This window comes from Thiosulfatihalobacter marinus (genome assembly GCF_016019955.1).
GTDB classification, from domain to species: domain Bacteria; phylum Pseudomonadota; class Alphaproteobacteria; order Rhodobacterales; family Rhodobacteraceae; genus Shimia; species Shimia marinus_A.
In genome coordinates this window covers 181,744-205,607 of the sequence record NZ_JAECRZ010000007.1, presented here as the reverse complement: position 1 = coordinate 205,607, position 23,864 = coordinate 181,744, and the positions used below count along the sequence as shown (strand labels likewise).

20 protein-coding genes and 1 tRNA gene are annotated in these 23,864 nt (G+C 61.5%); 11 read left to right on the top strand and 10 right to left on the bottom strand.

Going from position 1 to position 23,864, the window contains the following annotated elements; translation table 11 throughout:
• Positions 1 to 113: 113 nt before the first annotated feature.
• From I3253_RS12665 to I3253_RS12630, 8 genes are all read left to right on the top strand, one after another.
• Positions 114 to 1,328, top strand: coding sequence for an NADP-dependent isocitrate dehydrogenase (locus tag I3253_RS12665; protein WP_197918040.1), 1,215 nt, complete (start codon positions 114 to 116; stop codon positions 1,326 to 1,328).
• Between the two features lie 63 nt (positions 1,329 to 1,391).
• A complete protein-coding gene (locus I3253_RS12660) occupies positions 1,392 to 2,012 on the top strand; it encodes a YitT family protein (RefSeq protein ID WP_197918039.1) in 621 nt (206 codons plus the stop codon).
• Between the two features lie 12 nt (positions 2,013 to 2,024).
• Complete coding sequence (locus tag I3253_RS12655) at positions 2,025 to 2,360, top strand: DMT family transporter (protein ID WP_197918038.1); 336 nt, start codon at positions 2,025 to 2,027, stop codon at positions 2,358 to 2,360.
• 60 nt (positions 2,361 to 2,420) lie between these two features.
• Positions 2,421 to 4,241 carry a translational GTPase TypA gene (typA, locus tag I3253_RS12650; protein ID WP_197918037.1) on the top strand — a complete coding sequence of 607 codons (1,821 nt, stop codon included), beginning with the start codon at positions 2,421 to 2,423 and terminating at the stop codon, positions 4,239 to 4,241.
• Positions 4,144 to 5,433 (top strand): ligand-gated ion channel, encoded by a 1,290-nt coding sequence (locus tag I3253_RS12645; protein WP_197918036.1) that lies wholly within the window; start codon positions 4,144 to 4,146, stop codon positions 5,431 to 5,433. The genes typA and I3253_RS12645 overlap by 98 nt, the downstream gene beginning before the upstream one ends.
• A gap of 164 nt (positions 5,434 to 5,597) precedes the next feature.
• Positions 5,598 to 6,059 carry a hypothetical protein gene (locus I3253_RS12640; protein WP_197918035.1) on the top strand — a complete coding sequence of 154 codons (462 nt, stop codon included), beginning with the start codon at positions 5,598 to 5,600 and terminating at the stop codon, positions 6,057 to 6,059.
• A gap of 82 nt (positions 6,060 to 6,141) precedes the next feature.
• Complete coding sequence (locus I3253_RS12635; protein ID WP_197918034.1) at positions 6,142 to 6,483, top strand: PepSY domain-containing protein; 342 nt, start codon at positions 6,142 to 6,144, stop codon at positions 6,481 to 6,483.
• Entirely contained in the window at positions 6,483 to 6,962 is a 480-nt protein-coding gene (locus I3253_RS12630; RefSeq protein ID WP_197918033.1) for a helix-turn-helix transcriptional regulator, read from the top strand. Before I3253_RS12635 ends, I3253_RS12630 begins: the two co-directional genes overlap by 1 nt.
• A 7-nt stretch (positions 6,963 to 6,969) precedes the next feature.
• Here the strand turns inward: I3253_RS12630 and I3253_RS12625 are convergent, their stop codons facing one another.
• From I3253_RS12625 to recA, 4 genes are all read right to left on the bottom strand, one after another.
• The gene (locus I3253_RS12625) at positions 6,970 to 7,257 is read right to left on the bottom strand and encodes a DUF1330 domain-containing protein (protein ID WP_197918032.1); all 288 of its coding nucleotides are present in this window, start codon (positions 7,255 to 7,257) and stop codon (positions 6,970 to 6,972) included.
• A 4-nt stretch (positions 7,258 to 7,261) separates the two neighbouring features.
• A complete protein-coding gene (gene alaS, locus I3253_RS12620) occupies positions 7,262 to 9,907 on the bottom strand; it encodes an alanine--tRNA ligase (RefSeq protein WP_197918031.1) in 2,646 nt (881 codons plus the stop codon).
• A gap of 83 nt (positions 9,908 to 9,990) precedes the next feature.
• Positions 9,991 to 10,575 carry an MOSC domain-containing protein gene (locus I3253_RS12615; RefSeq protein ID WP_197918102.1) on the bottom strand — a complete coding sequence of 195 codons (585 nt, stop codon included), beginning with the start codon at positions 10,573 to 10,575 and terminating at the stop codon, positions 9,991 to 9,993.
• Positions 10,553 to 11,632, bottom strand: coding sequence for a recombinase RecA (recA, locus tag I3253_RS12610; protein WP_197918030.1), 1,080 nt, complete (start codon positions 11,630 to 11,632; stop codon positions 10,553 to 10,555). The genes I3253_RS12615 and recA overlap by 23 nt, the downstream gene beginning before the upstream one ends.
• Before the next feature lie 196 nt (positions 11,633 to 11,828).
• Between recA and I3253_RS12605 the strand changes: the two genes are divergently transcribed.
• Complete coding sequence (locus tag I3253_RS12605; protein ID WP_197918029.1) at positions 11,829 to 12,434, top strand: sulfotransferase family protein; 606 nt, start codon at positions 11,829 to 11,831, stop codon at positions 12,432 to 12,434.
• Here the strand turns inward: I3253_RS12605 and I3253_RS12600 are convergent.
• The 3 genes from I3253_RS12600 to guaB all read right to left on the bottom strand — a co-directional run bounded on the left by I3253_RS12600 (position 12,407) and on the right by guaB (position 17,420).
• The gene (locus tag I3253_RS12600) at positions 12,407 to 14,653 is read right to left on the bottom strand and encodes a hybrid sensor histidine kinase/response regulator (RefSeq protein ID WP_197918100.1); all 2,247 of its coding nucleotides are present in this window, start codon (positions 14,651 to 14,653) and stop codon (positions 12,407 to 12,409) included. The genes I3253_RS12605 and I3253_RS12600 overlap by 28 nt on opposite strands.
• 170 nt (positions 14,654 to 14,823) lie before the next feature.
• Complete coding sequence (locus I3253_RS12595) at positions 14,824 to 15,972, bottom strand: RsmB/NOP family class I SAM-dependent RNA methyltransferase (protein ID WP_197918028.1); 1,149 nt, start codon at positions 15,970 to 15,972, stop codon at positions 14,824 to 14,826.
• Positions 15,972 to 17,420 carry an IMP dehydrogenase gene (guaB, locus tag I3253_RS12590; RefSeq protein WP_197918027.1) on the bottom strand — a complete coding sequence of 483 codons (1,449 nt, stop codon included), beginning with the start codon at positions 17,418 to 17,420 and terminating at the stop codon, positions 15,972 to 15,974. The genes I3253_RS12595 and guaB overlap by 1 nt, the downstream gene beginning before the upstream one ends.
• Positions 17,421 to 17,670: 250 nt before the next feature.
• On the opposite strand from guaB, the gene I3253_RS12585 reads away from it, so the two are divergent.
• Complete coding sequence (locus I3253_RS12585) at positions 17,671 to 19,710, top strand: ASKHA domain-containing protein (RefSeq protein ID WP_197918026.1); 2,040 nt, start codon at positions 17,671 to 17,673, stop codon at positions 19,708 to 19,710.
• A 232-nt stretch (positions 19,711 to 19,942) separates the two neighbouring features.
• A tRNA-Gly gene (locus I3253_RS12580) sits at positions 19,943 to 20,016 on the top strand.
• Positions 20,017 to 20,023: 7 nt separating this feature from the next.
• Here the strand turns inward: I3253_RS12580 and pgi are convergent.
• From pgi to zwf, 3 genes are read right to left on the bottom strand one after another with little or no spacing between them, the layout of a single operon-like run.
• Positions 20,024 to 21,625 carry a glucose-6-phosphate isomerase gene (gene pgi, locus I3253_RS12575; RefSeq protein ID WP_197918025.1) on the bottom strand — a complete coding sequence of 534 codons (1,602 nt, stop codon included), beginning with the start codon at positions 21,623 to 21,625 and terminating at the stop codon, positions 20,024 to 20,026.
• Between the two features lie 5 nt (positions 21,626 to 21,630).
• Positions 21,631 to 22,302 carry a 6-phosphogluconolactonase gene (gene pgl / locus I3253_RS12570; RefSeq protein WP_232237028.1) on the bottom strand — a complete coding sequence of 224 codons (672 nt, stop codon included), beginning with the start codon at positions 22,300 to 22,302 and terminating at the stop codon, positions 21,631 to 21,633.
• The gene (zwf, locus tag I3253_RS12565; protein ID WP_197918023.1) at positions 22,299 to 23,750 is read right to left on the bottom strand and encodes a glucose-6-phosphate dehydrogenase; all 1,452 of its coding nucleotides are present in this window, start codon (positions 23,748 to 23,750) and stop codon (positions 22,299 to 22,301) included. The genes pgl and zwf overlap by 4 nt, the downstream gene beginning before the upstream one ends.
• Positions 23,751 to 23,864: the final 114 nt, after the last annotated feature.

The window sequence follows — 23,864 nt, the reverse complement described above, 5'->3', positions numbered from 1 at the left end:
CTGTCCCGATCCGCGAAACTCTGTATACAATTGCATACCGCTCCTTTCGCCCGGGGCGAAACTCCGCTACAAGGCCGCAAAACACACCGACTCGGATGTCACAGGAGGCCCCGATGACCAAGATCAAGGTAGACAACCCCATCGTCGAAATGGACGGCGATGAAATGACCCGCATCATGTGGCAGTTCATCAAGGACAAGCTGATCCTGCCCTATCTCGATCTTGATCTGTTGTATTACGATCTGGGGATCGAGGAACGCGACCGCACCGAAGACCAGATCACCATCGACGCCGCCGAAAAGACAAAAGACGTGGGCGTGGCGGTCAAATGTGCCACCATCACCCCGGACGAGGCGCGCGTCGAGGAATTCGGCCTCAAGAAAATGTGGCGCAGCCCCAATGGCACGATCCGCAACATCCTGGGCGGCGTGGTGTTCCGCCAGCCGATCATCTGCCGCAACGTGCCCCGCCTGGTGCCCGGCTGGACAAATCCCATCGTCGTGGGGCGCCACGCCTTTGGGGATCAGTACAAGGCCACGGATTTCACCTTTCCGGGACCGGGCAAGCTGACCATGAAGTTCGAGGGCGCCGACGGCTCGGTGATCGAACGCGAGGTTTACGATGCCCCGTCGGCGGGTGTCTATCAGGCGATGTACAACCTTGACTCGTCGATCATCGATTTTGCCCGCGCCTCGCTGAATTACGGCCTCAATCTGGGCTGGCCGGTGTATCTGTCCACCAAGAACACCATTCTCAAGGCCTATGACGGCCGCTTCAAGGATCTGTTCCAGAAGGTCTATGAAGAGGAGTTCGAAGACCGGTTCAAGAAGGCGGGCATCTGGTACGAACACCGTCTGATCGACGACATGGTGGCCTGTGCCCTGAAATGGAACGGCAAATTTGTCTGGGCCTGCAAGAACTATGACGGCGACGTACAGTCCGACACCGTCGCGCAGGGTTTTGGCTCTTTGGGGCTGATGACATCGCAGCTGATGACGCCCGATGGCCGGATCGTCGAAGCCGAGGCCGCGCATGGAACCGTCACCCGCCATTATCGCCAGCATCAGGCGGGCGAGGCCACGTCAACCAACTCCATCGCCTCGATCTACGCCTGGACCGGTGGTCTCAAGCACCGCGCCAAGCTGGATGAAAACGTCGCGCTGCGGGCCTTTGCCGAAACCCTGGAACGGGTGATCGTGGAAACGGTGGAAAGCGGCCACATGACCAAGGATCTGGCCCTGCTCGTCGGTCCCGATCAGGGATGGCTTACCACCATGGGGTTCCTGGAAAAGATCGACGAAAACCTGAACAAGGCGCTTGCGGGCTGACAAGTTGCCGCCCCCCTCGGCCGGCGTCTGGACATTCCCGGCCGCCGGTGAAATGCAGACGCCATGGTCAGTTTCCTTGAACCCGCCCGCGCCGAACGCCACAGCCCGCTGGAGGATCTCCAGGGGCTGATCGTGGGCACCCTGTTGATGGCCCTGTCGGTTCAGTTTCTGCAAGCGGCGGCGCTGATCACCGGCCAGATAGCAGGTCTTTCACTGACGGTTGCCTATGCGGGCGGTTTTACATTCGGCGCGGTGTTCTTCGTGCTCAACCTGCCGTTCTACATCGTCGCCTTCCTGCGCATGGGGCTGGCCTTCACGCTCAAGACCTTTGCCGCCGTGGCGCTGATGAGCCTGTGGACGTACCTGTTGCCGCTGGTGATGGGGTTTTCCATGCTGCATCCCGGCGCGGCCGCCGGATTGGCCGGTGTCACGGCCGGGGCCGGGCTGATCGTGCTGTTCCGCCATGGCGCAACGCTGGGCGGAGTCGGGATCGTGGCGCTCTGGCTTCAGGATACGCGCGGGATCAGGGCCGGATGGGTTCAGCTGGGCTTTGATGTCGCGGTCTTTGCGCTGGCCATGTCGCTTTTTGACTTTACCACGGTCGGCTGGTCGCTGCTGGGGGCTGGCGTGACCAATATCATGATTGCCACAAACCACCGCCGCGACCGTTATATCGCCCGCTGAGGACCGCGCCCCATGCCCAAAGCCTATCTGATGCTGTTCATTGCCGTGCTGTTTGAAACCATCGGCACCTCGGCCCTTCAGGCCAGCCAGCAATTCACCCGGCTGGTGCCGTCCGTGATTGTTGTTCTGGGCTATGGCGCGGCGTTCTACTTCATGGCCATTACCCTGAAATTCCTGCCGGTGGGCATCACCTATGCGATCTGGTCCGGCCTGGGCATCGTGCTGATCGCCGTCATCGGCTTCATCGCCTTCGGCCAGCGGCTCGACTGGCCCGCGATTCTGGGCATGGCGATGATCCTTGGCGGCATCCTTGTCATCCATCTGTTTTCCCAAAGCGCCACACATTAATCTCTGGCCTTTTCTGCGCGCGCATTATAGGCGAGGCGCGAACAGGAGTAGAGACGCCCAATGGACCTTCGTAATATCGCCATCATCGCCCACGTGGACCACGGAAAAACCACCCTCGTGGATGAGCTGCTGAAACAGTCGGGGGCCTTTCGCGCCAACCAGGAAGTGGCCGAGCGTGCCATGGACAGCAACGATCTGGAACGCGAGCGCGGCATCACCATCTTTGCCAAGCCCACCAGCGTCGAATGGAAGGGCACCCGGATCAACATCGTTGACACCCCCGGCCACGCCGATTTCGGCGGCGAGGTTGAACGGATCCTGTCGATGGTGGATGGCGTCGTTCTGCTTGTCGATGCGGCCGAAGGCCCGATGCCGCAAACCAAGTTCGTGACCTCCAAGGCACTGGCGTTGGGGTTGCGCCCCATCGTGGTGCTGAACAAGGTCGACAAGCCCGATGCCGAACCCGACCGTGCGCTGGATGAATGCTTTGACCTGTTCGCTTCACTGGATGCGGATGACGACCAGCTGGATTTCCCGCATATGTACGCCTCGGGCCGCAATGGCTGGGCCGATGCCGAACTTGACGGGCCGCGCAAGGATCTTCATGCGCTCTATAACCTGATCGTCAACCACGTCCCTGCCCCCAGGCAGATCAGGCATCAGGACGAGGATTTCCGCATGTTGGCCACCACGCTGGGCGCGGATCCTTTCGTGGGCCGCATCCTGACGGGGCGCGTTGAATCCGGCCGGCTCAAGGTGGGTCAGACCGTACAGGCCATCACCCGCGTGGGCCAGAAGATCGAACAGTTCCGCGTCACCAAGATCCAGGCGTTTCGCGGCCTCGCCCAGCAGGATATCGATGAGGCGTTGGCAGGCGACATCGTTTCCATAGCCGGAATGCAAAAGGCCACGGTGGCCGATACCATCTGCGCGCTGGCCGTCGACACACCGCTCAAAGCCCAGCCCATCGATCCGCCCACCATCACCGTGACCTTCGGCATCAACGACAGCCCGCTTGCGGGCCGCGACGGCAAGAAGGTGCAAAGCCGCGTCATCCGTGACCGCCTGATGAAAGAGGCGGAATCCAACGTTGCCATCAAGATCGCCGACACCCCCGGCGGCGAGGCGTTCGAGGTTTCCGGCCGGGGCGAATTGCAGATGGGCGTGCTGATCGAGAACATGCGCCGCGAAGGGTTCGAGCTTTCGATTTCGCGCCCTCAGGTGATCATGCGCGAAGAAGACGGCCAGAGGCTGGAACCCATCGAAGAAGCCACCATCGACGTGGATGACGAATATTCCGGCGCCGTGATCGAGAAACTGACCGGCGCGCGCAAGGGTGAGCTGGCCGAAATGAAACCGGCCGGCGCGGGCAAGACCCGCATCATCGCCCATGTTCCGTCGCGTGGCCTGATCGGCTATCACGGCGAATTCCTGACCGATACACGCGGCACCGGTGTTCTGAACCGCGTGTTCCATGGCTGGGCGCCGCACAAGGGATCGATCCCGGGCCGCCGGGCCGGTGTTCTGATCTCCATGGAAAACGGCGTGTCCGTGGCCTATGCCCTTTGGAACCTCGAAGAGCGCGGCAAGATGATGATCGGTGCGCAGGAACAGGTCTATACCGGCATGATCATCGGCGAACACAGCCGCGAAAACGATCTCGAGGTGAACCCGCTCAAGGGCAAGAAGCTGACCAATGTGCGTGCCAGCGGCACGGACGAGGCCGTGCGCCTGACCACACCGATGAAATTGTCGCTGGAAGAGGCCATCGCCTATATCAACGATGACGAACTGGTCGAGGTCACGCCCAACACGATCCGTTTGCGCAAGCGGTTCCTTGATCCGCACGAGCGCAAACGCATGGCCAAGGCCAGCCAGTAAATCCGCCCGGGCCCCGGCATCGCACGGGGCCTGGCTTTTTGCTCCCGATTATTGGCGTATTGGTAGCATCGGGGTTGCCCGGAATCGCGTTTCGGTCAACTCTCGGGTCATGTCGATACCAATTTCCCGCCCCGCAATACCGCTGGCCGTGTTCTGCCTGCATCTGCTCGCTGCTTTCGTATTCCTGACGATGCCGCTATCCGCCCAGGGCTTTGGCGAAAGCGGCCTGATATTCGACCGGCCACTAGGGTCCGCACCTCTCAAGGCGGGCGTGGCCATCAAGGTGGACCAGATCACCTTCGTTGACCAGCAGGCGGAAAACTTCGGCGTGGTCGGCAATTTCATCATACAAATGAACGAGCCGGAACTGGCCTTTGACGCGGCCGAAAAGGGCGGCGAATTCATCAGCCTCTCGGTAGAAGAATTTCGCCAATACGCACGCGACCGCAATATCCTCCTGCCCTTTTTCATCCTCCACAATCAGCAAGGCCGCCGTTTCACACAACAGTCACAGGTGGTTCTGCGCTCGGATGGCCGGGCCACGTTTGTTGAACGCTTTTCGGCAACACTCCAGGCGCCATACTTCAACTTCAAGCGCTACCCGTTTGACAATCAACAGTTTTATGTAGAAGTCATGTCACTTTTTCCTGTCGAGGCGGTAGAACTTTATCCCATGGAAGAGTTTTCGGGGCTTGGAGACCTGCTGGGCGAAGAAGAATGGGTTCTGGAAAATGCTCAGATATCCGGCTCGGTTGTAACAGGCCCCACAGGCCTGAGAACATCGCAAGTGCAACTCGGCTTTCAGGGGAAACGGCATGTGCAATATTATCTGCTGCGCTTCATGTTGCCGCTGTTGATCATCCTGTTCGTGTCATGGGCAACTTTCTTCCTGGAAGAGTACCGCCGCCGCATCGATATGGCGAACGCAAACCTGCTGGTCTTTGTCGCCTTCAACTTCGCGATTTCCACCAGCCTGCCCAAACTCGGCTACCTCACCTTCATGGACAGCCTGCTTGTGGGTATGTTCATCATCACCGGCTCGATGGTGATCGTGAATATCGCGCTGCGCCGCCTCAAGCTGAACGATCGCGAAATGCTGGCCCGAAAACTGGACATGTACCTGATCGTCTGGGTCTACCCGCTGATGTATGCCGGGTTTCTTTATTGGGCCGTCCGATTTTTCCTGATTTAGGAAAACTTCGTAAAACCAACGTCATAAACCCATACGACTTTTGTTTAGACGGCCCCCGGCCTGCCTTTCGGACGATATCGCATCGTGTCTCCGGCTGTCAGGTTTGCCCCGTCGCGGCGCTACATGCCGTGGCACTGCAAACCACCAGCAAAAGGATATGACCAATGAACACCCCAATCTTTACCCGCCGTATTCTGATCCTTGCTTCGGCCATTTCCCTGGGCGGCGCCCTGTCCGCCGACGCCGGCCAGATCATGGCCGACACAACGTCCCGAACCCGGATCGCGGCAGAGGTGGATGCCAATCCGACGATGACCATGACGGCCGATACCGTCCGGCGCGCGGCATCCACAGCTTCGGCCACGGCCAGGACCGGCCAAACCGCCGTCCTGACAACCGGTAAAAAGGCCCGCGCCAGGGCGCTTGCTTCTGCCCGGTTTGGCCGGAAACGTCTGCAAGATGCGCAAGGCGCGCTCATTCGCCTGTCGCCAGGGTCCGGTCCAGCCGCGCGCGCGGAAATCGCCCTGTCCGCAAAGGCGCGTACAAATGCGTCCGTTGAAAAGAGCGATGCCACCGGCATGGCCGCAGATGTCGACGGCACCGGGGCCATCGGCGTGAATTTCTGATACCTGCCAGGACGCGCGGCCATTGACGGCCGCGCGTCGAATTGACTATGTCACCCAACCACGAAATTGCGGGTTCCCGAAAATGCTCCGTACGATCGCCCTGTCCCTCACCCTGATGCTGACGCCGATTGCGGCTTTGGCCAACCCGGATATCGCCGCTCCGGTGATCGAGCGGATCGAATCCCAGGGTTACACGGTCGAGGAGGTGCGGCGCAGTTGGCTGGGCCGGCTGATCATCACCGCCCGCAACAAGGACAGCCAGCGCGAAATTGTTCTGAACCGGAAAACAGGCGAAGTGCTGCGCGACACCGCCTTTCCTACACCCCGACAAGATACCATCGGCACGCCCTCCGCTCCCAGGGACGCACTGAATGATGCCCTTGGCTCCGGGATCGGGGCCGCGGATGGCGGTTTGCTCGAATAATGCTCAGCCACCCCGCCCTCGTCTGGTCGCTTGTGGCCGTACAGCTTGGCTGCGGCGCCTATTTCCTATGGGAAATTCTCGCCTCGATCCTGGGTCTGCCGACGCTTCCTCTTCGCTGGCAAACCCGGGAACTGGTTGAGATCGGCGCAAGTCTTGGCCTTGTGCTGGGCGCGGTCATGGGGGTTGCGCTTGCGGTGTCGGCCCGTCGCGAAATCACCCGGGCCAGCACCGCCCGGCGTCTTACTTCAGGCCAGTTCACCCAGGTGACCGACGAGTATTTTGCGCGTCTTGGCCTTACACCGGCCGAAACCGAAGTCGCGTGGTTCCTGCTCAAGGGCATGAGCCTGGGAGAAATCGCCGCGCTGCGTCAAACCGCGGAAGGCACCGTCAAGGCACAATGCACCGCGATCTACCGCAAGGCCGGCGTGTCCGGAAAATCCCAGCTGTTTTCACTGGTGGTCGAAGATGTTCTGCTATGAGGCTGGCTTATTCGTTGGTCTCGACAACCATCAATTCGCGTTCCGAAGCCCCGCGCGCGTGGCTTAAGGCCTCCTGGTATTCTGCACTGTGATAACAGTTTACCGCGCTGTCCACATCGGGGAATCTGGCAACAACATTGCGCGGACGTTCCTTGCCCTCCAGCTGCACGAACCGCCCCCCCCGCGCAATGAACTCCCCGCCATGCTTGGCAATTGCCGGTCCGGCAAGTTCGGCGTATTTGCCATAAGCCTCGGCATCCGTCACCGTGACATGCGCAATCCAAAGTGCACCCATTTCTCTATCCTCCGATCACCGCCTCGGCTGCGGCAATCGCGGCTTCGGCATTATTGGCATCCCTGGCGCCCCCCTGCGCCATGTCCGGGCGTCCGCCCCCGCCCTTGCCGCCAAGCGCGGCGACGGCGGCGCGTACAAGTTCAACAGCCGACACGGCGCCGGTCAGATCCTGGGTCACTCCGGCGGCTACGGCGGCCTTGTCCCCGGTATCCGCGATCAACAGAACCGCGCCGCTTTCCATACGGGCCTTGTGCTCGTCGATCAGCGGCGGCAAATCCTTGCCCGTCACGCCCGAAATCACCTGCGCAAAGAATGTCACGCCTGCGATCTGCTTGTCTTCGGGCCCGGCCCCCCCGGCCATGGCCAGTTCGCGGCGCAACTGGGCAACTTCGTTCTGCAACGCCTTGCGCTCGTCCATCAGCACCTTCAACCGGTCCAGCACGTCAGACGACTGCGCCTTCAACGTCCCGGCCACTTCGGCCATCCGGCCTGCTTCACGTTCCAGATGTGCAAAGGCCGCCTCGCCTGTCAGCGCCTCGATCCGGCGCACGCCGGCGCTCGATGCGCTGTCGCCCAGGATCACGCAAAGCCCGATATCGCCGGTCTGCTTCACATGCGTCCCGCCGCACAGTTCGATCGAATAGGTCTGGCCATCCAGCCCCTTGCCGGTCTCGGCCCGGCCCATCGACACAACCCGCACCTCATCACCATATTTCTCGCCGAACAGCGCCTGCGCCCCGATCGCGCGCGCATCGTCCGGTGTCATGATCCGGGTTTCCACAGGCGTGTTCTGGCGGATATAGGCGTTCACGTCCGTACCCACCTTGTGCAGCTCTTCCACTGTCAGCGCCTTGGCGTGGCTGAAATCGAACCGCAGGCGATCCTGCGCATTCAAACTGCCGCGCTGCGCGACATGCGCGCCCAGGGTTTCGCGCAATGCCTCGTGCAGAAGATGCGTCGCCGAATGGTTGGCCCGGATTGCGCTGCGCCGGGCGTGATCCACCTCCAGCACGGCCCCAACGCCCACGCCGATCTCGCCTTCCACCACCTTGGCCACGTGGATGAACACGCCTGCGGCCTTACGGGTGTCCGTGACATACGCCAGCCCACCATCAACGCGGATCTGGCCCGTATCACCCACCTGCCCGCCGCTCTCGGCATAAAACGGCGACTGGTTCAGAACGATCTGCACCGTTTCGCCGCTGGTGGCCTTGTCCACTTCGGCCCCGTCGCGCACCAGCGCCAGAACCTGCCCCTCGGCCGTCTCCGTATCATAGCCCAGAAAATCGGTCGTGCCCTTGTGCTCGGCGATATCAAACCAGATCGTGCTGTCCGCCGCCTCGCCCGAACCGGCCCAGGCCGCGCGCGCCTTGGCCTTTTGTTCGGCCATGGCCGCGTCAAACCCGTCCGTGTCCACGGTACGGCCCTTTTCACGCAGCGCGTCCTGCGTCAGGTCCAGCGGGAAACCATAGGTATCATACAGCTTGAACGCGGCCTCCCCTGTCAGCGGGGCGCCATCATCCAGCCCGTCCAGTTCTTCGTCCAAAAGTTTCAGCCCACGGTCCAGTGTCTGCTTGAACCGGGTTTCTTCCAGCTTCAATGTCTCCTCGATCAGTGCCTGCGCCTGCCCCAGTTCCGGATAGGCCGCGCCCATCTTGCTGACCAGCGAGGGCACCAGCCGGTGCATCACCGGGTCTTGTGCGCCCAGAAGATGCGCATGGCGCATCGCGCGCCGCATGATACGGCGCAGCACATAGCCGCGCCCGTCATTGCTGGGCATCACCCCGTCCGCGATCAAAAACGAGGTCGAGCGCAAGTGATCCGCGATCACCCGATGATGAACGTTCTGCTCCCCAAAAGGTTCGCTCGATGTCACATGCGCCGAGGCCTCGATCAGAGATTTGAACAGATCGGTGTCGTAATTGTCATGGCTCCCCTGCAACAACGCGCCGATCCGCTCCAACCCCATGCCGGTATCGATCGATTGCATGTCCAACGCCCGCATCGAGCCGTCCTCGAACTGCTCGTTCTGCATGAAGACAATGTTCCAGATCTCGATGAACCGGTCGCCATCCTCTTCCGGGCTGCCCGGAGGCCCGCCCCAGATGTGATCGCCATGGTCGAAAAAGATCTCCGTGCACGGCCCGCAAGGGCCGGTCGGGCCCATCTGCCAGAAATTGTCCGACGTGGCGATGCGGATGATCCGATCCTCGGGTACGCCAACCTTCTTCCAGATTTCAAAGGCTTCGTCGTCCGTGTGATACACCGTCGTGTACAGCCGGCTCTTGTCGATACCGAAATCCCGGGTAATCAGTTCCCAGGCAAACCGGATCGCGTCGTCCTTGAAATAATCCCCGAACGAAAAATTGCCCAGCATCTCGAAAAACGTGTGGTGGCGCGCGGTATAGCCCACATTGTCCAGATCATTGTGCTTGCCCCCGGCGCGAACACATTTCTGGCTGGTCGTGGCGCGCTTGTAGTCGCGATGCTCTACCCCGGTGAACAGGTTCTTGAACTGAACCATCCCGGAATTGGTGAACATCAATGTCGGATCATTGCGCGGTACCAGCGGCGACGAGGAAACAACCTCGTGCCCCTGCTTGGCAAAGTAGTTCAGAAAGGTCGACCGGATGTCGTTCAGACTGGGCATATTGCGGGGTCTCTCGCGGAAAGTTTTGCGTACCGTGCGGGTTTATAACCCCAGCCCGCCCCTGTCCACATGTCAAAGCACGCTCAGGGGTGTTCAACCTTCGACAACACGTCGCCCGTGCGGATCACCCCGTCGCGCCAGACGCTGCACAAGACGCCACGCAGCCTCAGTTCGGGATGGCCCGGCGCCGTAATCCAATCCTTCGCCGCCGCGCCATAGCGCACCTTCCATTTCACACAACCTTCGTTGAACACGTCCGAAACCTGCAACATCGCGCTCCCGACACGCATCAATTGCCCCGCGGGCAGGTTGGCCTCGGACATGTCCATATCCGCCACAAACGTATCACCCGGATGCGCCACGTTGACCCGATCGCGCCATACCAGATCCAGAACCCTGCGCGGCAGGATCGACACCTGGATACCGGGATGCGGTGCGTCGAATTCGTCGCGCAACCATGGTTCGCGCAACCATCTTTCGCCCGGAATACCGGCCTTGCGCGTCAACGTGATCTCGTCCACAAACCGGCGTGCATTGCGTGCCGGCCGCAGGCACAACATGTCAATGGCCGCCCCGTTTTTCGGAGCGGCCAGAACATGCGGCAAAGCCTGCATGAGCGCGCGTGCGGTCACATGGTCGGGCGCATCAGCCTGCAACCAGCGCCTCATCATCGTTGGCGTCATCCGCAGGCATGTCAAAGTCCAACCCATGCGCCGCGCGGATCTTGTCTTCAATTTCCAGGGCGACGCGCTTGTTTTCCTTCAGGAACGTCTTCGCATTCTCGCGCCCCTGCCCGATCCGCTCGTCGCCGTAGCTGTACCAGGATCCGGATTTTTCAACCACGCCGGCCTTTACCCCCAGATCCAGCAATTCGCCGGTCTTGGAAATGCCTTCGCCATACATGATGTCAAATTCCACCTGCTTGAACGGTGGTGCCACCTTGTTCTTGACCACTTTCACGCGCGTCGCGTTGCCCACCACCTCGTCGCGATCCTTGATCGAGCCGATGCGGCGGATATCCAGCCGCACCGAGCTGTAGAATTTCAGCGCATTGCCGCCGGTTGTCGTTTCCGGGCTGCCGAACATCACGCCGATCTTCATGCGAATCTGGTTGATGAAAATCACCATGCAGTTGCTGCGCGAGATAGATCCGGTCAGTTTTCGCATCGCCTGGCTCATAAGGCGGGCGTGCACGCCAACGCTGCTGTCGCCCATCTCGCCTTCCAGCTCGGATTTTGGCGTCAGCGCCGCCACCGAATCGACAACAACCATGTTCACCGCGCCCGAACGCACCAACGTATCAGTAATCTCCAGCGCCTGTTCACCGGTGTCGGGTTGCGAGATCAGCAATTCATCCAGGTTGACGCCCAGCTTCCGGGCATATTGCGGATCCATCGCGTGTTCGGCATCCACAAAGGCACAAACCCCGCCCTTCTTCTGCTCCTCTGCAATACAATGCAGCGTCAGCGTCGTCTTGCCGGAACTTTCCGGCCCGTAAATCTCTATGATGCGCCCCTTTGGCAGACCACCGATGCCCAAAGCAATATCCAGGCTCAGAGACCCGGTCGAGGTCGCCTCGATTTCCTGAATCGGGTTGTCGGCCCCAAGTTTCATGATCGACCCTTTGCCGAACTGCCGTTCGATCTGGGCCAGGGCGCTGTCCAGCGCCTTCTGCTTGTCTGGAGAGGGTTTCTTGCTCATCGTCAAAAGATCTGCCGTTGCCATTTGCTCGCTTCCTTATTCCACACCCGTCCCCGGGCAGCAATCATTGCCTGCGTTCACCTCTTGTTCTCGTCCCCTTATGAGACCAAAAAGTGAACACTTCAATAGAAATCTCCGCATTCCACTTTTGCCGCGAAGCGTTAAAGAGTAGTTTACGAACCAGGATCAATTTGATGAAAAAACAAACGGGGCCTCGCAGATGCTTGTTTTCTGGAAGCAAAAACTGGTTATTCTGTCGGTTCCCAAAACCGGCACCACGGCCATCGAGGCCGCACTTGCGCCCCATGCCGATATCGTCGTGTCGCATCCGCCCGAACTGAAGCACGCCCCCCTTTATCGGTACAACCGTTTCTTTCGCCCCATGTTCGAGCGCGCCTGCAACACTGAAGACATGCAAACCCTCGCCGTCATGCGCGAACCGATCAGCTGGCTGGCCAGCTGGTATCGTTACCGCCGGCGCGATGCCATGCGCGGCCACCCGAACGCCACGCATGACGTTACATTCGATGAATTCGTACAGGCCTATATGCGCGGCGATCGACCAGCATACGCCAATGTCGGAAGTCAGGCAAAGTTTCTGGAACCCCGCCCGAACGGTGTGCAGGTCGACCATCTCTTCCGATACGATGACCAGCCCGGTTTGCTGGATTTCCTGCAAGATCGGCTTGGCACCGAAATCGCCCTTGAGCAGCGCAATATCTCGCCAAAGCTGGACCTTCAGCTATATGAAAAGACAGAAGAAAAATTGCGCCGCAAATGCGCTGCCGATTTCGAGCTTTACGACTCCATCAAGTCTGTCGTCTGACGCGCGCGCAGGCAGGACTGAACCGCAGATATCAAATCGACAAGCGAAAACGGCTTGGGCAGGAAGCTTGAATGCTCGATTCGCGCCTGATCGTCACTGAAACTGTCTTCTGCATAGCCTGACACGAAAATGACCGGTATCTCGGGGTAGGATTCACGCGCGGCGCGCACCCAGCCCGGACCATCCAGACCGGGCATGATCACATCTGTCACGAAGATGTCCACGTGGGGGGGCGCTTCGCCTGCCAGCAGGTCCAGCGCCTCTTCACCACTTGCAGCTTCGAGCACTGTATATCCACGCAAACGCAACGCGCGCGACGCGAAAGAGCGCACAGGCGCCTCGTCCTCAACCAGCATAACCACACCCGCCTGTTCCCCCCGGGCTTCGCCTTGTTCTTCCGGCAGGACCGGCGCGGTGGCCTTTGGGATCAGACCCTCACAAACCGGGAACAAGAGTGTGAACACGGTTCCCACACCGCGCGAACTGTCGACGAAAATATACCCGCCCGTCTGCTTGACGATCCCATAGGCGGTCGACAATCCCAGGCCGGTCCCCTCGCCGGTACGCTTGGTGGTAAAAAAGGGCTCGAACACTTTCTGCAACTTGTCCGAGGCGATCCCGACCCCGTCGTCGGCCACACGCACCGAGACATAGCGCCCTTCGGGCACCACTACGCGGTCGCGCTCCATCGGATCGGTCAGGTTCAGCGGTTCGGTCTGAATCCGGATTTCTCCGCCATCCGGCATCGCGTCGCGGGCATTCACAACCAGATTCATCAGCACCTGTTCCAGTTGTCGTTTGTCGGCACGAATCGTTGGCAGCGTCGGTGCGTTGCTCAACTCCAGCGTTACCTTCTCTCCCACAAGCCGGTTCAGAAGATGGGTCAGATCCGCCAATGTATTGCGCAGGTCCAACACTTCGGGGCGCAAGTTCTGTTTGCGTGAAAACGCCAGCAGCTGACCCACAAGCGCCGCGGCGCGATTGGCGTTCTGATTGATCTGCACCAGATCGCCATAATCCGGGTCTCCGCGGTCATGGCGCAACAGCAAAAGATCGCAATGCCCTGAAATCGCCGTCAAGAGATTGTTGAAGTCATGAGCCACGCCACCTGCAAGCTGGCCAATGGCTTGCATCTTCTGGCTTTGGACAAATTGCGCCTCCAAGGATTTCAGCTCTGTCGCATCGCTAAGAACCGCAATCAAGGAGCTGGTCTCGCCCTCGATCACGCGGTTCAGGCTGACCTGCACGAACACTTCGCGATCCTCTCGCCGAAGGCGCAGGAATTCCGTGTGATGTGTGCCGTGGCCCGCCGCCGCTTCGGCCAGCCAATCCTGTATGGACCGGCCAAGCCCCTCCATCAGGTCGCTCATCACGGTGGCCGCGCCGATCGGAACCCCCACAAGCCCGCGCGCCGAACGGTTGGCCATTTCAACCTGCCCGTCGCGGCGCACTTTCAACAATGCCACAGGAAGCTCATCGAATTGAATGGCGCCGCCGCGTACCGTCGGAACTTCCGTCGGCAAAAGATAGATCTCCCGGCGCCCGGCCGACAAGTCCACTTCCGCCACAAGACATTGGCGAACACCATCCGCGGTTATCACGGTATTGGCCTCGTTCACGACGGGAAGACGCTGATCGAACACGTCCGCCAAGGTTTTCTTGCGCGCGCCCAACAACGTCCGCGCCGCCATATTCATGAACAAGATCGTACCGTTGCGCCCGATCGTCAGCATCGGGATCCGCGGCATTCCGGCCTGGGTCGGTTCCTGGTGAACTTGAACCTCCTCGATCTGCCAGTAGATCACATCATGCGCCAATCGCGCGGCGTGCACATTTACCTGGCCATGCCGCGTCGGGAACACCCGTTCCAGGCGCCCGAATGCGGCGGCCCGGCGCACCAGCTTGTCGGCTTCGGTCTCGTCCAAAGCGGCCGAGTGGATCAGCACCTCGATCATGGTGCCATTTTTCTGTCCATCCGCATTCGCACACAGGATGCGCCCCGCCCCGGTGCTCAGCAACCGCCGCCCCGCCCCCAGTTCCAGCATCGGCGCCAGGACGCGTATCGCCCGGTTTCGGGCAATTCGTTCGCTTAGTCTTGCAAGACCGCCGAGAGCAACCAGCCCCCCAAGGCTCCCGCCGCTGACAAGCAACACCGAATGCAGCCAACCGGGCTGCAAAAAGGCCGATGCGCCGAATGCCACCAAACCCGCCAAAAGCATCGGCCAGGCAAGCGCCCACAACCGCGCCGAGATCGTGCTGGCCTGTTCGGTTACGGCTTCTGATAGCGCCACACGCGTTCCCCATTCAATTCACGGGGCCACCTAAACGCAACTTCCTTAAACCCGGATTAACGCGCCACGCATCCCGCTTTGGTTGTGTATCGCGCACATCACTCTCTCGTCAATAAAGTATGGAAAAATCCGTCCGCAACCGGCCGGATCGGCTGTGCATTTTCCGCCACCACTCTCCAACCTGAGCTTCGCTCCAAAAACAACTGTATTTGCTCAATATTTTCACTTCTCAAAACCGAACACGTGGCGTAAACCAGCACTCCGTTCTCGGCAACCAATGCTGCGGCGCTGTTCAGAATTTCGGCCTGTTCGCCTTGTATCCTGCGCAGATCATCCAGGTGAAAACGCCACATGGCATCGGGATTGCGTCGCCAGGTACCACTGCCCGAACAGGGCACGTCACAGAAAACAAGATCATACGGAGCGTCCGCCCCAGGATCAGACAGCACGCGCGCCCGGATCCCGGCCCGCAAGGCGCGGGCGGGCAAATCCCGCATCCGCCCCGGCAGCGCGTCATAGGCGTTGAACGCGCCATCGATCCGCGCGGCCATGGCCAGCAACTTGCCGCCGCCCCCCGCACAATAATCCAGAACCCGCATCCCATCGCGCAGCGGAAGCGAGGCCACGGCCGCCTGGCTGGACACGTCCTGCAATTCGATCCAGCCTTCGGCATAGGCGCGTGATTGCCCGACGCGACGCGCACCGTCATCCACAATCAGCGCGGTATCCGCCAAATCGCAGGGCACCGCGGAAACACCGTCCTCGCTCAGACGCGCAATCGCCGCCACGCGGGTGGTCTTGCGCAAATTGACCCGCAGCCCGACCGGCGCGCGGTTGCGCATTGCGCTCAGCGCGCTGTCGAAATCCGCACCCAGCCCCGCGCGCATAGGCGCAACCAGCCATTCGGGTACATCCAAAGGCAGGTCGCAAACCGCAGGCGCGCGCTCGGCGTCGCTCAGCGGTTCGGGCGCGTAATTGGCGCCGCTAAAGATCGCATCCAGATCCGCGCCCTGCTGGCGCAACAGCCCCAGAATCACCCCCCGGCCCGTCAACCCGCCCCCCATGGCGGCCGCCGAATTCCGCCGTCGCAAGCCGTCAAACACGTGATCCCGCACCGCGGCCCGGTCCCTGGACCCGGCAAACCGGCTGCGGCGCGCCCACGCCGTCAACACCTTCTCCGCCGGGGCACCGCCAAGGATATCGTCCAACAGCTCAATCGCGGTCTGAACCCGCGCTGCCGGTGTCATCACTCGATCCGGTAGTTCGGGCTCTCGCGGGTGATCCGCACATCATGCACATGGCTCTCCTTGAGCCCCGCGCCGGTGATCTTCACAAACTGGCAATTGCGCCGCATGTCCTCGACCGTCGCATTGCCGGTATAGCCCATCGCCGCGCGCAAACCGCCCACCAGCTGGTGGATCACATTGCCCGCCGGCCCCTTGTAAGGCACCTGGCCTTCGATCCCCTCGGGCACCAGCTTGTCGCTGGCCGCGTCCTTCTGGAAATAGCGATCCGCCGAACCGCGCGCCATCGCGCCAAGCGAGCCCATGCCACGGTAAGACTTGAAGCTACGCCCTTGATATAGAATAACTTCTCCGGGGCTTTCATCGGTCCCGGCAATCATGCTGCCGACCATGGCACAGCTGGCGCCCGCCGCGATTGCCTTGGCGAAATCACCCGAAAACTTGATCCCGCCATCGGCAATCACCGGCACATCGCCCGCCGCCTTGGCGCAATCGCCGATCGCCGTAAGCTGTGGCACGCCCACACCGGCCACCATGCGCGTGGTACAGATCGAGCCCGGCCCGATCCCCACCTTGACGGCATCCGCGCCCACATCGATCAAGGCCCTGGTCGCGTCGCCGGTGGCCACGTTTCCGGCGATCACCTGCACCGCGTTGGAAAGCTGCTTGGCCCGCTTCACCGCGTCCAGAACGCCCTCGGAATGGCCATGCGCCGTGTCCACCACAAGAATATCCACGCCGGCATCCACCAGCGCACCGGACCGCTCATAGCCCGCATCCCCCACCGAGGTCGCCGCCGCGACCCGCAAACGTCCCAACTCGTCCTTGCAGGCGGTCGGGTTCAGCACCGCCTGTTCGGTATCCTTCAACGTCAACAGCCCGGTCAGCCTGCCCTGCCCGTCATGCACCAGCAGTTTTTCGATCCGGCGCGCGCGCATCAGGCTCTTGGCCTCTTCCAGGTCCGCCGGTTCGGCCAGCATGGCCAGGTCATTGGTGGTCATCATCGCATGGACCGGCGTATCGTCCGACTGGGCAAACCGCATGTCACGGTTGGTCACGATCCCCACCACGCGGCTGTTTTCGTCCACCACCGGGAATCCGGTGAAACGATAGCGTTCGATCAGCGCCTTGGCATCGGCCAGCGTCTGGTCCGGGCGCAGCGTGACCGGGTTATAGACGATGCCCGATTCAAACCGCTTCACCCGCCGCACTTCGCGCGCCTGCGCCTCGATGTCCAGGTTCTTGTGGATCACACCCATCCCCCCGGCCTGCGCCATGGCAATGGCCATCCGGCTTTCCGTGACCGTGTCCATTGCGGAACTCAGCAAGGGAATGTTCATCTTGATGGAACGCGTCACACGCGTGCGCGTATCGGCGGTCGAAGGCAACACCGCCGAGGCCGCCGGAACCAGCAAAACATCATCGAAAGTAAGCGCCTCACGAATCTCCATCACACATCTCCTTGGGGGACCCTCGTTTGGCACTTCCCTATTTCACGACCGTTCTGAAAAGAAAAGTGGGAAACGCCCTTGCCGCGCCTCTGGCCGCTGCCTCGGTGGCGTTCATCCACGCAACCGCCGCCTGGCTTGGACATTTGCAAAATGACGCGCAAGATACATGTTTTGCCGCGCCTTGGCATTTGCGTGTCCCCGCCTGCCCTATCTTGCGACTTGGCGCATAGACCACTAAGGGATTTGACCCATGAGCAACGATCCTCTTGTCATCTTCACCCCCTCGGGCAAACGCGGCCGTTTCCCCGTGGGAACGCCGATCCTCACGGCCGCGCGCCAGCTTGGCGTCGATCTTGACAGCGTCTGCGGCGGGCGCGGCATCTGTTCCAAATGCCAGATCACGCCATCTTGCGGAGAATTTCCCAAACACGGCGTCACCGTGGCCGACACCGCCCTGTCGGGCTGGAACGCCGTCGAGGAACGCTATGACCAGAAGCGCGGCCTGCCCAAAGGGCGCCGCCTTGGCTGTCAGGCCACCGTGCAGGGCGACGTGGTGATCGACGTGCCCCCCGAAAGCCAGGTCCACCGACAGGTGGTGCGCAAACGCGCCGAGGTGCGTGAGATCACGCTCAACCCCACCATTCGCCTCGCCTGTGTCGAGGTGGAACAGCCCGACATGCACAAGCCCACGGGCGATCTGGAACGCCTGCGCGCCGCGCTGCGGGCTGCCACGGGTCAGGACAGCATCGGCTTTGATCGCCACCTGCTGCGCGATCTGCAACCCACGCTGCGCAAGGGCAACTGGCAAGTCACCGCCGCCCTGCATCAACCCCGCGATGATGCCGATCCCAGCGTTGTCGCACTTTGGCCCGGCTTTTTCGAAGGTCCGCTCTATGGGCTGGCTGTCGATCTTGGCTCGACCACCATCGCCGGGCATCTGTGCAACCTCTCCACCGGAGAGGTCGTGGCCTCTGCCGGGCTGATGAACCCGCAGATCCGCTTTGGCGAAGACCTGATGAGCCGGGTGTCCTATGCCATGATGAACAAGGGCGGCGACCTGGAAATGACCGACGCCGTGCGCGCCGGGCTGAACCAGCTTGTCACCGACATCACGGCCGAGGCCGGGGCCGACCGTTCCGCCATCCTGGATACCGTGTTCGTGATGAACCCGGTCATGCACCACCTGTTCCTGGGTATCGATCCCTTCGAACTGGGCCAGGCGCCTTTTGCGCTTGCCACCTCCGATGCGCTTTCCCTCATGGCTCGCGATCTGGGTCTGTCCATCGCGCCGGGCACCCGCGCCTATATCCTGCCCTGCATCGCCGGTCATGTCGGGGCGGATGCCGCCGGTGTGGCGCTCTCCGAAGCACCCGACCAGTCCGAAGACCTGGTTCTGGTGGTCGATGTGGGCACCAATGCCGAGATCCTCCTGGGCGACAAACGGGGCGTTCTGGCCTGTTCCTCGCCCACTGGCCCGGCCTTTGAAGGCGCCCAGATCAGCGCCGGACAACGGGCCGCCCCCGGCGCCATCGAGCGTGTCGAAATCGATCCCGTCACCAAGGAGCCGCGTTTCCGCGTGATCGGCTCCGATCTCTGGTCCGACGATGACGGGTTCGATGCGGCCATCGCGGCCACCGGCGTCACCGGGATCTGCGGTTCCGGTATTATCGAGGTCATTGCCGAAATGCGCATGGCCGGGCTGGTCGATGCCAGCGGCCTGATCGGATCCGCCGAACAGACCGGCAGCTTGCGCTGCTTTGCCGATGGGCGCACCCATTCCTATCGCCTCTGGGACGGCTCCGCGGATCACGGGCCCATCACCGTCACCAACGGCGATATCCGCGCCATTCAAATGGCCAAGGCGGCGCTCTATTCCGGTGCGCGCCTGCTGATGGACAAGCGCGGCGTGAACAAGGTGGACCGCGTCGTGCTGGCCGGGGCGTTTGGTGCCCATATCTCGGCCAAACATGCCATGGTCCTGGGCATGATCCCGGATTGCCCGCTGGACAAGGTTACGTCCGCCGGGAACGCCGCCGGAACCGGCGCGCGCATCGCACTGTTGAACCGGTCCGCGCGCGACCAGATCGAAACGCTGGTAGGAAGGATCGAGAAAATCGAAACCGCCGTGGAACCGCGCTTTCAGGAGCATTTCGTGAATGCCTCGGCCCTGCCCAATGCGTCCGATCCGTTTGCGATCCTGCGTTCGGTGGTGGATCTGCCCGATCCGTCCTTCAACACCGGTGGTGGCGATTCCGGTGCGGGCGGGCGTCGCCGCAGACGCCGGGGCTAAGCCGCGCGGGCAAGGGACATTTCAAGAAACCGACACCCTGCCGGACGCCTCGTTAAAGGCAGTGTTCGCGCGTCTTTGAACCGACGCGATACCGACGCCATGCCGACGTGATACCGAAACCGGTTTTGTCACACAGTTCAACGCGTTAACCCCCGATTCGGTGCGATCTGCCCCGGTGGCGCCTTTTCCCCGCTTGACGCGCTCCCGCCGCTCCACTACCTAAAGCGTCACGGCGGGTGTAGCTCAATGGTAGAGCAGCAGCTTCCCAAGCTGACGACGAGGGTTCGATTCCCTTCACCCGCTCCAGATGCCCTCAGCCCGTCTGCCCCAGAACATGCGCCAGCAAGGCTTTCGTCGAACCGCTGGCATCCTTGGGAACCGGCCCGCCCGTCATGGCCGGCACCAACCCGTTCGCCAGTTCCTTGCCCAGCTCCACCCCCCATTGGTCAAACGAATTGATCCCATAGATCACCCCTTCCACAAACACACGGTGTTCATACAGGGCGATGATTTGTCCAAGAACATAAGGGGTTAGACGTGGGTACACCAGCGTGGTCGAAGGCCGGTTGCCCGGGAAAACGCGGTGCCGCGACAACTGCGTCAACTTCGCGCCGCCAATCCCCTGCGCCTCCAGCTGTGCGCGCGCCTCGGCCTCGCTGCGCCCCTTCAAAAGCGCCTCGGACTGGGCCAGGCAATTCGCCACCAGTGCCCGGTGATGTTCGATCAGTTCCGGCTCGTGGCCTTCAACGCCAATCATGAACTCACAGGGCACAACCTGCCTGCCCTGGTGAATCAACTGGTAAAACGCGTGCTGCCCGTTGGTGCCCGGCTCGCCCCAGACAACCGGTCCCGCAACCCTGTCCAGCGGCGTGCCGTCCAGCGACACGCTCTTGCCGTTGGATTCCATTTCAAGCTGCTGCAAATAGGCCGGCAGTCGCTCAAGCCTTTGTTCATAAGGCAAAACCGCACGCGATCCATGGCCACAGACCTGCTGGTTCCACAAGCCGACAAGCGCCAGCATGACCGGCAGGTTCGCGGCCAACGGTGCGTCGCGGAAATGCCGATCCATGGCTTGCCCGCCCGCCAGGAAATTCTCGAACGCCGCCGGTCCGATGGCCAGCATCAGCGAAAACCCGACCGGCCCCCAAACCGAATACCGCCCGCCAACCCAGTCACCGAACCCGAAAACACGCTCTTGCGGGATCCCGAATTCGGCGCATTTCTCCACTGCGGACGAAATCGCCACAAACCGCCCCAGCGCGTCTTTTCCTCCGGCCCAGTTCAGGGCTGAACGGGCATTCAACATTGTTTCCTGCGTGGTGAATGTCTTTGACGCAACCAGAACCAGCGTGGTGCGCGGGTCCAGCGGCGCCAGCGTGTCGGTCAGATCCGCGCCGTCCACGTTGGAAATGAAATGGCATCTAGGCCCGTCATGATAAGGCGCCAGGGCCTTCACCGCCATCACCGGGCCCAGATCGGACCCGCCAATGCCGATATTTACAACATCCTTGATCCTGCCCCCATCGCCCGGAAAACTGCCGTCGCGCACGGCTTGCGCAAGGGCCGCCATACGGGTACGCGTGTCCCGGATGCCGGGCATCACGTCCTGTCCATCCAGTTCAACAGCGCTTCCGTCAAGATTGCGCAATGCCGTGTGGAGAACGGCGCGCTCCTCTGTCTCGTTGATACGGACTCCGCCGAACATCGCGGCGCGGCGGCCACAAACATCGGCTGCCCCGGCCAGCTCCAGCAGGGCATTCCGTCCCTCTGCGTCAAGGCTGGTCTTGGAATAGTCAAACAGCAGACCATCCACATTCAGCGCAAATTCGCGCGCGCGCCCACTGTCGCCTTCGAACAATTGCGCAATGGATCGCGTCCGCGCCGCATCCCGCATCCCGTCCAGTTTCTTCCACATCTCAATCACTCCGACCAATGAACCTGCGCGCCACTCAGAACAGCCCGGATCGGCGCCTCTTCCCGCGACAAACCCGCCGCCATTTCCAGCGCACGGCGCTTGTCTTGTCCACGTATCAGCACATGCTTGCGCACCGCCCCGTCCAACACGCGCGCCGACACTGTCACACGGGTATCGGGCAGATCGTCGCGGCGTATCGGCACCAGAATCGGCGCATCCGTTGCCAGCGCCTCGCTCAACCCGTCAGAGCCGGGAAACAACGAGGCCGTGTGCATGTCCGCCCCCATCCCCAACAGAACCGCGGCCATCGGCAAAGCCGGTGCAATCATGGCCTCCAGATCGGCCAGCACGGATTCGGGCGCCCTTGCCGGGGCATAAAGCGGCAGAAATCGCGCCGGCATGGCGCGGTTGACCAGCAATCGCTCCTTGATCAACCTTGCGTTGGACCGTTCGTGATCCTCGGGCACCCACCGCTCGTCCGTCAGCATCACGTCGATCCGCTCCCAGTCAAGGTCTGCGGCGCTCAGCGCGTCAAAAACCGGCCCCGGCGTGGTGCCGCCCGCAACCCCAAGCAGCGCGCGGTCGTCATGATGAAGCGCCTCGGCCAGATCGTCGGCCAGCGCGTTCGCGACATCGATCGCCATCATCTCGAAATCAGGATAGCTTTTCAATTTCAATGGGTAATCCCCCTCCATTCACGTCCATCCCGGCGCATCAGCAGGGCCGCGTCGTCCGGACCGGCCGAAAAGGAATCATAAGGTTTGGGCGCATCTCCCCGCGCTTCCCAGCCCCGGATGATCGGGTCGGTCCAGGCCCAGGCGGCTTCTACCTCGTCGTTGCGCATGAACAGCGTCTGATTGCCCCGGATCACGTCCATGATCAGCCGTTCATAGGCGTCGGGCGTGTCGGCATCCGGTCCCAGCGCCTCGGCAAAGCTCATGTCCAACGGCACGTCAATCAGCCGCATCCCGCCCGGACCCGGCTCCTTGATCGTCACACCCAGCGTGATGCCCTCGTCGGGCTGCAACTGGATGGTCAGTTCGTTGCGATGCCGCCCCGCCTCGGGACCAAAAATCGAATGCGGCGTGTCCTTGAACACCACCGTGATCTCGCTGTCACGCTCCTTTAACCTTTTGCCGGTACGAAGGTAAAACGGCGTTCCCGCCCATCGCCAGTTGTTCAGGTGGCATTTCAGCGCGATGAAACTTTCGGTTTTCGAGCGCGGATTGCCCACATCCTCGCGATAGCTGGAATAGCCGTCCGCCGCCGTGTACTGGCCACGCACGATATGGTGCGGCTGCACCACGTCCAGCGCGCGGATAACCTTCAGCTTTTCGTCCCGCACCGCGTCCGGTTCGAACATGGCGGGCGGCTCCATCGCGATCAGACACAGCAGCTGCATCAGGTGATTCTGCATCATGTCGCGCATGGCCCCGGCGTTCTCGTAATACTCGCCGCGTCCGCCCACGCCCACCGTTTCGGCCACGGTGATCTGGATATGGTCGATATACTGCGCGTTCCACAGCGGCTCGAACAGCATGTTGCCAAACCGCACCGCCATCAGGTTCTGCACGGTTTCCTTGCCCAGGTAGTGATCGATCCGGTAGATCTGACTTTCATCGAAATGCTGTGCCAGTTCGCGGTTCAGCCCGCGCGCGCTGTCCAGATCGTGCCCAAATGGTTTCTCGACCACGATCCGCGTTTCGGCATTCACCAGCCCGTGTTTGTGCAGCCGGGCGGACAGATCCGAAAACAGCCCCGGACCAACCGAATAATAGAACGCGCGCACCGGGCCATCCGTCAGCATCGCGGACAGGTCATCCCAGCCCCGCCCGTCCCGTGCGTCCACCGCAACATATTCAAGTGTCTGGCAGAATTCGGTGACAGAGGCATCGTCCAGCGCCGCTTCGCCGGCAAATTCCAACAGCGCGGCCCGCGCAATTTCACGATAGTCGGCCGCGCTCATTTCGGCACGTGCCGCACCGATCAGACGCGACGGCGCCGGCATCTGCCCGGCACAGAATCGCTTGAACAAGGCCGGGAGAATCTTGCGGCGTGCCAGATCGCCCGTGCCGCCAAAAATGATCAGGTCGAACGCGTCGACCGGAATTGTGCGCGAAACCATTTGCCCTGTCGCTTTCCTGTGCGGCCCCCGTGTTCCCACGCGGTCCATGTTATCGCTTTCCGTCTTTTCCGCTTTCTCTACCGTCTTCCGTTAGCGCTAACGTATTCGGTATCA